Source organism: Paraglaciecola algarum, assembly GCF_021532655.1.
Lineage (GTDB): Bacteria > Pseudomonadota > Gammaproteobacteria > Enterobacterales > Alteromonadaceae > Paraglaciecola > Paraglaciecola algarum.
Genome location: NZ_JAKGAS010000003.1, coordinates 62,605 through 74,299, shown reverse-complemented (window position 1 = coordinate 74,299; position 11,695 = coordinate 62,605). Strand labels below are relative to the sequence as shown.

The 11,695-nt window shown below is 33.9% G+C and carries 8 protein-coding genes; 6 read left to right on the top strand and 2 right to left on the bottom strand.

Annotation, left to right across the window (positions count from 1 at the left end; all coding sequences use genetic code 11):
• The first annotated feature begins 465 nt into the window (after positions 1 to 465).
• The 6 genes from L0668_RS06560 (at position 466) to L0668_RS06535 (ending at position 7,093) form a co-directional block, all read left to right on the top strand.
• A complete protein-coding gene (locus L0668_RS06560) occupies positions 466 to 1,611 on the top strand; it encodes a glycosyltransferase family 4 protein (protein ID WP_235311295.1) in 1,146 nt (381 codons plus the stop codon).
• A 67-nt stretch (positions 1,612 to 1,678) separates the two neighbouring features.
• Entirely contained in the window at positions 1,679 to 2,584 is a 906-nt protein-coding gene (locus tag L0668_RS06555) for a sulfotransferase (RefSeq protein WP_235311294.1), read from the top strand.
• A 156-nt stretch (positions 2,585 to 2,740) separates the two neighbouring features.
• A complete protein-coding gene (locus L0668_RS06550; protein ID WP_235311293.1) occupies positions 2,741 to 3,631 on the top strand; it encodes a hypothetical protein in 891 nt (296 codons plus the stop codon).
• A 347-nt stretch (positions 3,632 to 3,978) separates the two neighbouring features.
• Positions 3,979 to 4,572: a hypothetical protein gene (locus tag L0668_RS06545; RefSeq protein WP_235311292.1), complete on the top strand. Its 594-nt coding sequence runs from the start codon at positions 3,979 to 3,981 to the stop codon at positions 4,570 to 4,572.
• An 89-nt stretch (positions 4,573 to 4,661) separates the two neighbouring features.
• A complete protein-coding gene (locus L0668_RS06540; protein WP_235311291.1) occupies positions 4,662 to 5,519 on the top strand; it encodes a sulfotransferase domain-containing protein in 858 nt (285 codons plus the stop codon).
• 113 nt (positions 5,520 to 5,632) lie between these two features.
• On the top strand, positions 5,633 to 7,093 hold the full coding sequence (locus L0668_RS06535; RefSeq protein WP_235311290.1) for an oligosaccharide flippase family protein: 1,461 nt from the start codon (positions 5,633 to 5,635) through the stop codon (positions 7,091 to 7,093).
• A 73-nt stretch (positions 7,094 to 7,166) separates the two neighbouring features.
• On the opposite strand, the gene L0668_RS06530 is transcribed toward L0668_RS06535, so the two are convergent.
• Both L0668_RS06530 and L0668_RS06525 read right to left on the bottom strand, forming a co-directional pair.
• Positions 7,167 to 10,679 carry a VanZ family protein gene (locus tag L0668_RS06530; protein ID WP_235311289.1) on the bottom strand — a complete coding sequence of 1,171 codons (3,513 nt, stop codon included), beginning with the start codon at positions 10,677 to 10,679 and terminating at the stop codon, positions 7,167 to 7,169.
• A gap of 70 nt (positions 10,680 to 10,749) precedes the next feature.
• Complete coding sequence (locus L0668_RS06525) at positions 10,750 to 11,475, bottom strand: hypothetical protein (RefSeq protein ID WP_235311288.1); 726 nt, start codon at positions 11,473 to 11,475, stop codon at positions 10,750 to 10,752.
• Positions 11,476 to 11,695: the final 220 nt, after the last annotated feature.

The window sequence follows — 11,695 nt, the reverse complement described above, 5'->3', positions numbered from 1 at the left end:
GGTTGATGCAATGCTCAACTATCTATTTATAGGTAGCTTTATTGGTTTCACCTCATATTATTCTGGTGAGTTTTAGGTTTTATGGTGTGTTCCATTTTTAGCTTCTAGAGAGATTGTTAGTCTCAGTAATAATTAAATAATTATCTGCTCGGTCCATGTCGGATTTGAAACTTAGTTCTTTTAAATAGCCTTGAAAAGCTTAATTAATGTATTGTGCGCCTTGGACTGAGTGGAATGGTTTGTTAACCCAGGTAGTTGTTTATAAATCTCCACTAGAACAACTCATGATGGTTTAACCGATTAATGCCAGATACTAAGTCTAGTGAATTTAAATAGGCATATTTTATTTTGATATAATCAGTTAAAACATTGATGTATCCTTGTTTCATTAATGAAATAGAGTGCAAGCTTTTTATTCATCAGATAGAAACTGATTGATGACGTACTAATATTATTGGAAGTAAATTGAAGACACTATTAATTACTGAAAACTTTCCACCTAAGGCAGGGGGCAGTGGTCGTTGGTTTTGGGAGTTGTATTCTCGATTACCCGAAGGTAAGTATCAGATATTAGCAGGAGAAGACTCTTCAGCTGTGCAATTTGATGCTAACGCATCCATTAATATTCAGAGGGAAAACTTAACCTCCTCAGAATGGGGATTTGTTAGCCGAATAGGCCTTAAGTTCTATTTCAGAACCGCATTATGTGTTCGAAAAATTATTAAAAAGAATAATATTACCGAGTTGCACTGTGGTCGAGTTTTACCTGAAGGTGTGGTGGCTTGGTTGTTAAATATATTCACCGGCATACCTTACATATGTTATGTACATGGTGAAGATTTGGAAACTGCTCAAAGTAGTCGTGAGCAGTATTTTATTTGTGGACAGGTAATAAAAAGGGCCAAAAAGGTTATTTGTAATAGTCAAAATAGCGCCAAGATTGTGGCTAAGTTTGGCCCTGAAGCAGAAGCTAAAACAAAAGTGTTGCACCCTGGTGTTGACAGCAATCAGTTTGTCCCTAAAGCTAAAGACGAATCGGTTTTAGCATCACTTGGGTGGACAGGCAAGCAAGTGGCATTAACGGTGGGCCGTCTACAAGCTCGTAAAGGCCAAGATATGATGATTAAAGCTGTGCCTGAAATTATTAAAAAAATTCCTAACTTTTTATATGCCATAGTGGGTGGAGGGGAGCAAAAAGAAGAATTAGTGAAGTTAGTTGATGAGCTTGGCTTGCAACCACATGTTCAGTTTTTGTCTGAAATTTCTGATCAAGATATGATTGCTTGTTATCAACAGTGCGACTTATTTATTCTGCCTAATCGAACAATAGGACAAGATATTGAAGGCTTTGGTATGGTCTTAGTTGAGGCTCAATCCTGCGGTAAGCCTGTGATTGCAGGTGACTCGGGTGGAACTAAAGAAACGATGTTGGTTGGTGAGTCTGGGCTGGTAATAGATGCCACACGCCCACAGAATATCGCTAACAGTGTTATTGAGTTGATGTCTGATAAAGAAAAAATGTTGGATATGGGGAGAAAAGGTAGAGCTCATGTTATACGTAGCCTTGATTGGAAAGCCTTAACACAAACCGCAATCCAAAAATTTAGTTAGCTTTAACCTAAGGATATGCTTTTTTTACAAAAATTCTCTTTATTAATCTAAAAACGAGTTATCAATCATGAACCTTTTTGTTGCAGCTTATCCAAGGTCTGGAACTACATATTTAGCAAAAGTCTTAGTTAAGGAGTTGGGGATATACTCATCGCCGGAAAGTCACTTTTTATTTTCTTTGTATCGTGAAATACAAAATAAAAAAATCATCGAAAAACATCTCTTAGAGTCTATTTTAAAGCAACATTTTAAATTTCGTGTGTGGGAGATAGAGCCGGAGTTACCTGATAGTCTGCATGTAGACAATTTTTTGTCTTTTTATGAAAATATTATGGCTTGTTATAATCAGGTTTCGATTGAGAAGGTTAAGGCTAATGTAACTGTTGATCACACGCCAGAAAATATGATTAATCAAACACATATTCAGAAGTTTTTTCCGGATTCTATACAGCTACATTTAATAAGAGATCCTCGAGCCGTGTTTGCATCATTGAAGTTTGTAAATTGGGGGCCGAATAATGTCCTGACATTTATAGAGTCTTGGGGGAAATCAGAAATTGCTTGGCAAGCAAAGCCCGCTGGTATTAACGTTTTTGATATTAAATTTGATGATTTAGTAGTCGATTCAGCACCAATAATAGAAAAGTTAAAGCCCAAATTGGGCGCTTTTACGGGCGATCCAAATGCAAAATTTATTTTACCTAATTATACTCGTAAGCAACATAAATTAGTTAACAGTGGAAAAGGTGATTTCAGTCGAATCGATGCATGGAAGAGTGTACTTTCTAAACGTGAGATTAAATTACTGGAAGGCAATGAGTTAATAAGAACTTATTTAATTAACAACGAGTATGAAATTGTCTCTCAAGGCTGCAAACCTAACACATTGGAAAAGGTAGCTGCTCGACCTTTAGATAAAGTTTTAAAAGGTGTTAATCGAATTAAAAGAGTTATGAATGGCGATAAATACTAAATATAAATATTTTTATATATCGTATCGTTAAAAGGTTCTATATTTTTGAAAAAAGCAAAAAATGAATTTTATTTGAATGTGGTACTATTCCTATTTACAAATTCAGAATCAATGTTGCATATTTCAATACTCTACAGACAAGGTAAGTTTTAGGCTATGTTTTTATTTTTAACCACGATTAGGCACCCTGGAAATGCGAATAATTTTGATACTATCTTAAAGCTTTTAAAACACACTATTGAATCTGTTCTTCAGCAACAAACTCAGTTCGAATTTAAGTTGGTAATTGTCTGCAATGAAATTCCCCAAATAGATATACTTTCGGATAAGGTGCATTTTCATGTTGTCGATTTTCCTCCTCCTGGTAAAGAGAAAGCAAATGAGCAGACTTTGTATAATATGCAATTGGACAAAGGTACTAAGTTAGCTTCAGGGCTTATATTTGCAAAACAATTTTCACCTACACAGGTTTTTATTATTGATTCTGATGATTGGGTGAATAGCCACATCGTTGAATATGTGATGTCTAATAAGCAGGAACACTTTTGGTTTGCTGATTCAGGCTACCTTTTAAACTATTCCAATAAAACTTATATCAGAAAGTATGGGTTGTGCCGTTATTGTGGCACAAGTTTTATCTATAGTTATTCAATATTAATGCAGATGTTAGGATTGGATAAGCAACTTTCTAATAAACTAAATCAACCAGATATTATAGATGCAATAGCTGAGTTTGAATTGCTTAACATATTGGGAAATCACAGGTTTCAGTTTGGTTATTTTTTGAAATATGATATTCGATTTAAGGCTCTGCCGTTTAAGTCTATATGTTGGATATTAAATACAGGTGAAAATCATTCTGGAAAAAATGGCGGGGATATGGGATTGCCTGTTACTCATGAGTTGTTAAATGATTTTGGTGTTGTAGATGAATACTCTCCTTCTGCTAAACAAGCTACAATCAAAGATATCTTAGGGGAACAAATTGCTCGTATTACATCTTTTTTAGGCTGGATTAGAACAAATAAGAAAGCATACAAAGTATAAGCCATAATTTAATTCAAGAAGAAAGGTGATTTAATTTGACTTCCCGTATTCATAAAACAGTTGTTCTTTTTTGGTTTTATAAAGAGTTTAATATATGCCGAGACAGGCTTTTATTTTTTAAGAAATTCAACCCCGACGTCGAAATATATGGATTGTACGGTGGAGAGTTAACAGATCTGGAAATGGCTCGAGATTGCACTAAAGGTTTGGTAAATGACTTTTATCACTTTGACAAGCCTGAAAATAAAAGGTGGAAGTGGGAGCATGGTGATGAAATGTTGATTGACTGGTATAGGCAACAAGGCCATAAAATATCATTTGATTCAGTGTTTATTTTACAATGGGATATGTTGATTTTTAGCCCACTTGAAACGTTAACAAGGACTTTAACTCAAAATCAAGCTATATTATCTGGCTGTCGTAATTTGGAGCCCCTGAAGGCATTTTGGCCTTGGTATGATACGAAGAAAAACCAACAACTAAAGTCCTATTTGTCAGATACCTTTAATTATACAGGGCCGCTTTTAGCATGTTTATTTATTGTGGTGATATTGCCTCGAAAATTTTTCGCTTATTATGAAAAAAATAACTATCCATTTGACGCTTTTTTGGAATACAAAATCCCTAGCATATTGGCTGCAATGTCTATCGAAATTATTGAAAATGAGCAAGCCACGCCTTTTTGGTATGCTGAGCGGCACGCTAAATTTATACCATGTCAAAAAAGAAATTTAATAGCTGTTGGCCAAGGAGTAGAGCCTGCAATTATTGCTTGGAATGTAAATCAAGAAAATGGTAGAAAACTATTCCATCCAGTTTACATAAGCAATGACAAGGTTTTAAGTTATATTGACAGTAGTAGTAAATATAAAATAACTTTTTCGCTTTTATTATTAAATGTTAAACTATTTTGCAAGTATTTGATTAAAAAGTGGTTTTAAAGTTGATAGATATGCTTAAAAGCCTTCTACTACAATTGTTACCCCTATATTAATGTAAATGAAAATAACCCCTCCAACGAGCAACTCAAATGAATGAAAATATCTCCCCTCCTTTTTTTGTCGGAATAGGTGCTCAACGAGCAGGTACCAGTTGGCTTTATTCCTGCCTAAAGGAACACCCTGAAATTTTTATGCCTCGAAAAGAAATGCATTTTTTTGACAATAATTATACAAAGGGGGTGGAGTGGTATTGCAATCAGTTCTCAAATGGAAGTGAAAAACATAGAACAGGAGAGTTTACTCCAGACTACATGTCTAATTTCCAAGCTTTAGAAAGGATTGCAAACTTATCTAAACAAATAAAATTAATCGTTATTCTAAGAGAGCCAATAGAACGAGCGTATTCCGCAACGCAACTATATAAATCACATGGTCAATTTAGGGACATTGGTTTTAATGATTTGCTGGCTAAAGAGCCTTCATTTTTGAAGAAAAGTTTGTATTCAAAACAAATTAAAGACGTATATAGCTTGTTTCCAAAAGAGAATGTCTTGGTGTGTTTATTCGATGATATTGAGAAAGATGCTAACAGTTTTTATCAAGATGTTTGTCGATTTCTATCTATTGATGGGACCTTTAAACCAAGCATCATTAATACTAAAAAGAACATTTCTTCTATGAGTACAATGCAGTCGGTAATTAACCTTCCAAAATTACAAAAGAAATTATTAACAACTAAGGCCGCGCCTTTAGTGCGTTATATTAAAACTACTAGCCTTTATATGTTTGCGAAGAAAAAGCTGTTGAATTGGTCTGATACTAGAAATAACTCTAACTATCATGCTGAAATATCTAAAGATACTAGAAAAATTGTTGTCGAGGATATTAAAAAATTAGAATTGGAAACAGGTTTAGATCTATCCAATTGGTTAAAAATTTATAGTTAGCCACTGGCTCCAAAAGTTATAAGCCTAATCACCAATGTTTTGTTCAGTTGCTGTTAACGAATTGGTTTTTAGAGCTTACCATAGTTGTGTTTCACTTCAATCAGGATGTTAATTTGCTGACCATTAAACATGGGATAATTGCTAGTTCTCTCAATGTTCTAAACCAATTTATCAGGAGAATGATTGGAATAGTCAGTTTGATTATTCTGGCTAGAGTGTTAACACCTGAAGATTTTGGTTTAGTGGCTATCGCCCTTATTTTTCTAAATTTTGTGGATGTTGTCACCAACATTGGAGGACGAGCTTACCTATTAAGTCGAGAAGAAATCGACGATGTGCTTGTCCTTTCAAATTGGACTTTACAGTTTATTATAAAAAATACGGTTGGTGTTGGATTAGCTATTGCGTCTATATTTATTGCCGATTTTTATGAAGAACAACGACTTATTCCTATATTATTAGTATTTTCACTGCAGATATTTATCTCTACGTCAGCTAGTCCAGGTATTATTTATAAACATAAAAACCAAGATCTTGGGGCTATTACTCGTTGGCAGATAATTTCACGCTTTGTTACGACTGGTATTACAATTTTTGTGGCGGTTATTTATGAAACATATTGGGCTTTAGTTATAGGTCAGTTTTTGGTTACTCTTAGTGGTACTATAGCTAGTTATATAATTGCTCCTTTGAAGCCGCGTTTCACTCTTAAGAATGCAAAGGAACAGTGGATCTTTTCTCGATGGATAATGCCGCAATCTCTTATCAACTTTTTTCGTAGCCAAATAGATGCATTATATGTGAGTAATATTTTTGATAAGGCTACAATGGGCGCATACAACTCGATGAGATATTATGCCAATATCCCAGCAACTGTTTTTATTCAGCCAATAATATCGACAACACTCACACAGTTTTCACAATTCAAAAATAATCCCAGCTATTTTATTAAGCAATTACAAGTAGCATTTTATTGCTTGTCGGCAATTGCTGCTCCAATTATGTATTTGATCAGTAAATACGACATTGCGATTGTCAAAATTGTACTTGGGGAGAAGTGGATTGAATATGCTGCTCTACTTGGCACGTTTTCCGCGTTGGTACTGTTATCCACTATGAATAGCATATTGAGTCAAATCGTCATGCTAAAAGATGCAACACGACTTTTACTATTTTATTCGATACTTTGTGTTTTAACACAAGGCTTAATGTTTACGTTAGTTGATTTTAGAGATGTATACCAATTAGCTGAATATAAGATGGGAACAGATGTAATTCTTTCCGTTATTTTTTACATTTATATAATTTGGAGATTACTCAGTCTTTCTGCACTGCGTGAGATTACATTACCAATTTTTGTGTCTATTTTTTCTGTAGCTTTTACAGGGGCTATAAGTCGCTATTTCCCTAATTTGACTGGGGAAGTATCTAATTTTTTGTTAGCTTGCTTTATGTTTTCAAGTATATATCTATTAACTCAAATTTGTTTGATGTATATTTTTCGTTCTAAAATATATTGTTTTGATTATATTTTAAAAAAATCTGAGCCGATAATTAAGCGTGTTTTTAAATAGTAAATATTCTTTCATTTCTAAAGTTACATAGTGTTGGATTTTTATTGAATCTTAATTTGCACTTTTCATATCCTTATTTAGGAAATAATCTAATATGATTGGTATAAGCCATAAATCTGTCTTCTGATTGATCTGATATCAATCTTGCTCTACTTCTCAAAAAGCAGCTTTTGTTATCCTTTCCTGAGTGATAAATAGGTACTAAAGCTGTGGTTTCATTTTGATAAGCTGGTATCTTCAAAGGTTTTAATTGCTGAACCTTTCCTGTGACACAATTGGTAATTAATTCGATGTCTACCTCTTTGTGTTGAAAGTCAGTATTTTTAGAAATTGATGCAGATACCAGCGCAATACTACCTTTATCTACAGCCGAACTTTCCCCGGGAGATAGCTGGATGTTATTTTCAGAAACTTCAACTATTAATTTAAATTCAGCTAAAAAGTTACCCTGACTGGCCCAAAATGTACCATTTTTCAGGGCGCTCATTAGGCCAGAATATGATTTATCGGGTGCAGATACATGTATCCTAGAAAAGGCACAGGGTGGGAAATCTAACTTTTCATTATGAAAGTCTGAGGATGCTATTGCACCATAAACATTTTCCCCTTCTTCTAATAATTGATCTAGGGTGCCTCCAATTTCAGCTACAACTGGATCCCATCTATCAATTGTTTTGAAGTTATTATTATAACTTCCAATATTCTTAGCATTTTGATGACCTGGAGCACCACTGAATCCAATGAATAAGTTGCTACTATTCCATTTACGATAGTCTTCTTTGTTTTCGTTTAAGTTGAAATCTTTTCTAGAAGGATGATTATAGATAGCAACTATATCTTTTGATTCGGTTCGAATATCAGAAATTGCTTCAAATAACTGTTCATCAGTTAGCTTCTTACGCTTCTTACTCAGCTTCTTTCTTAATTCAATATAAGCCTTGTCTTCATTATCAGGTGTAAAGAGCACATTCACGTGCTCTCTCCCGGAATATGAAGGCGGATTTAGTTCAGCTCCGCTTAAAATTAGCGTATTTGGGTAAGCAAGCCTTACCGACTTTATCTCATCAAGAGGTTTGACGTCTAACGAGCGCTTCGAATCTGTATGATCAGTAATAGAGATAGCATCGCAACCATGCTCCACTGCCATTTTTACCAATTCTTTTACTGATAACTTTCCATCTGAACCTGTAGTATGAGCATGGTGGTCAAAAATAATATTTACATCGTTTTCAGCCCAATCTAATTCTTTATCTAAGACTACAGATGAGTAATAAAGGTATATCAATCCTATCAAGAGAGTTGAACCAATGGCTAAACTAATTATTATGGGAAACTTAAGTTGCGGAATAGGTGTTTTGGAAGTTGGTGACTGTTTGGTAGGAGGAATATTTATATCTTGATGTACCTGAATATTAGGTGATTTATTTGATTCTGGTAACAATCGCTCTGCGATGATAAATAATACACTTAGACCAGTGGTTAAAATTAAATAAGCCATTGACCATCTGATTAGCAAATTAAATTCGGACAAAAGATTTGAACGACTGCCTCCAATTAAAAAATCAACCCCAGAAAATGTATTGCCGTATTTTACAAATGAATCTACCAACCCATGATTGAGAAAAATCCAACTTACAGGTATGGAAAGAATAAAAACGAAAAGAGTTAAAGTATAAAATTTCCTTTGTTTTTTATTAAACGCATAAACCTTCAAAGATATTACCGTTGATATAAGTAACAGTAATGCATATAAATAGCCGCCACCACCTAAACCAAATTCCCCCTCTCTTGCAATAAGTTCGTTAAGATTATCAGTCGAAGAAAAATCAAAGCTTATTATTTTACACAACAAAAACCATGGAAGAATCACAATAAAACTTTTGACTAGCACTAGCACACTTGGCTGAAAGTCATCGTTATTAGTTTTAATTTTTATATGTGCTTTCAATAAAACAAGCATATAAATGAAAGGACCAGTTAAGGCTGTAAACCGAATGTATGGCTCGATAATTCTTGCCGTGTTTTGAAACTCCTCTTGCCCAATCCAAGTAACTAACATATAGCCGAAGTCACCAAGAATACGCAGTTGAGTCAATTGATAAGTTATATTTGAAGAGCCAATTACGTCAGAGAGGCTTTCATTGGTAACTGCTAATTTTAACAATAGGAATGTCGCTGCACTCGCATAAGCTGAATAGATAGGTATTGCAAAGTTAGATATCTCTGCCTTCCTATGTTGGTCTGCAATCCAAGTAATACTTGTTGTTAATACTAGGGCGGCTGCAAAGAAAGCTGAATACTCAAAAACTGTTCCATCATTGTTATACAGCTCGGCTATATTGTATGGCAGTTGAGGCAAACTCATAAATGCGGCTTGGCTACAAACTGCGATAAACCAGCATGAAAATAAGAGTCTAAATTTTTGATGGGTAATTAACCCCCATATTCTTTTAGATAGGAGTCTGTCATGTGAAACGTATGGATCAGTTTTAATGAGTACTTTCAATTTTAATACTAACCAAGCTATACATAATAAAACTATGTTTTCGGTAATATCTGGTGTTGTTCCTTTTATGTTTGTTTGCAATATTTCTAAAGCAAAAACAATAACCGAAAGCTTACCAATACTCTTCCAATTTGATCTTGTTGATTTTAAAGAGAGATAAAAAAATAAAAAATAAAAAATACTTTTCTCTAAAATAGCTAGGATGTTGATTAAAGTATTATTACCAAGCGCCGGTTTAAATGGGATCCAGTTAAAAGAAACATAACTTCTATACTCCATCATATTTAACGCGTTGAAAACGATTAATAGCAGAATAAGGTTTGCTAGTTTTTCTGTACTAAGTGTGAACTTACTCAAGTTGTAAATTAACCAAGCGCATACTCCGCCAATAACTACATTAATATCTATTCCACTATCCATAATGAACATGTGCATGCTTATCAGTAATGGAACTAATAAATGATATGTAAAGCTAGGGTATGTTTTTGGGACTATATATTTTAGTAGGTGTAATAAAACGAGATAAAATAATGTGTTTTTTATTACTAAAATTGAATTAAAGCTTGATAACTCGACAACCGCTTTTACGTTGGTTTTTATTAATCCAATATCGATGGTAGGAATAAATGGTTGTAGATCACTTATAGCATAAAGTAAAACAAGTACTGTAAGTGCGCCACTTTTCTCAAAGTTAGTATGGATGAGAATATACCGGCTAAACTTTTGGTAAAATGTTAGCCCGATTATTGTACCGATCAAGTTCCATACAGCATCTCCCCCAAATGGGATCCTTGATACTGACCACAGCTGTAACACTTGGATAAAGTATGCGTAAAATGCCGAGGTTAATAGGATGATTATTATAGATTTTGTTGAATGTGGTTTGTATAAATGCGATGCAGCTATGCCTAATGGAATAAACAGTAGCGTGTTTGCAATAGCATCCATAATGCCACTAGAAAATAAGTTAAAGTTTAGCAATTTTTCTAAACGTTCTGAAAAATCTAAAGGGGAAATAAATTCAAAAGGGTATAAAGACCCATAGGCAATTAAAGTAATGAGTACGAGTAAAATCCGCATATAATTATTTCGCAATTCTTCCGTTGAACATAATCTTAATCCTCTCCATATGGGATATATAAATTAAAGTTTAAGTGAGTGATTTGTTTTTATTTTGTCGTAATGCCCACAATGAAAAAAGAATCATAAAGATTGGTAATGGCCACTTTAACCAGTAAGAGATCATTTCAAAGTAGTATTTATTGGTAATAAAATGTTTTACACCATCCCATTTTAGGTAGTCCTGTTTATACATATTATTAAAGAAAATAAAGTCATATGGTTTGTAGCCTGCATCGACGTATAAATTGGCAATGTTTTCACTATTTATTGACAAACCATCCGCTGGAACTGGCACAATTACTCCAAAATCGGCATCAAGTATATATTCCTCTCCTGTGTCAAATTTGGCTAAAACAACAACGTGTCCAGGAAAGGTTAGTATTTCATTTTGTATATTATGCTCATCTAAAATAAGTGAAAGCGTCATTGATGCATCGCCACATATGCCAATTCCTCGTCTCAAACTTCGCTCGTAATTGGCATAATGATAACGTTCGTATTCAGGTATACCTGAATACTTTCCCATAAAGTATAAAAAATAGTTTTCCCAAACGGGTATCAATTGGTTAAATCGAGTCTCTGGATAATCAAACCACTCTATATGGGATAGCCCCTTAGACACAACAATCGTAACTCTTTGTGCATATACAGTTTCAGACTCATTTTCTTTTCTACTAATTTCTGACTTGATTGTTTCAAAAGGAGCGGGTTGATCGTTCTTAAATCTTAAGTATTCATTGTCAAAACTATTCACTCGTATGTCTTGAGTTAAGCCATATAGGTTGATAACACAGAGTATTGTACCTACAAGAAAAATTAGTCCCCAAAATATACGTTTTAATATCAACAAATTACTACATCCTATTAACTTTTGATGATCTCAATTATTTAATCGTTACAAAAACTGCTGCGTACATAAAAATGTCAGTATAACGCATTCCATGTAAATTCAAATTATATAAAACGGCAAAAAT

Coding starts and splice junctions, on each gene's coding strand:
- L0668_RS06555 (WP_235311294.1), top strand. CDS start 1,679: ATGAACCTTTTTGTTGCAGCTTATCCAAGGTCTGGAACTACATATTTA.
- L0668_RS06550 (WP_235311293.1), top strand. CDS start 2,741: ATGTTTTTATTTTTAACCACGATTAGGCACCCTGGAAATGCGAATAAT.
- L0668_RS06545 (WP_235311292.1), top strand. CDS start 3,979: ATGTTGATTTTTAGCCCACTTGAAACGTTAACAAGGACTTTAACTCAA.
- L0668_RS06540 (WP_235311291.1), top strand. CDS start 4,662: ATGAATGAAAATATCTCCCCTCCTTTTTTTGTCGGAATAGGTGCTCAA.
- L0668_RS06530 (WP_235311289.1), bottom strand. CDS start 10,679: ATGCGGATTTTACTCGTACTCATTACTTTAATTGCCTATGGGTCTTTA.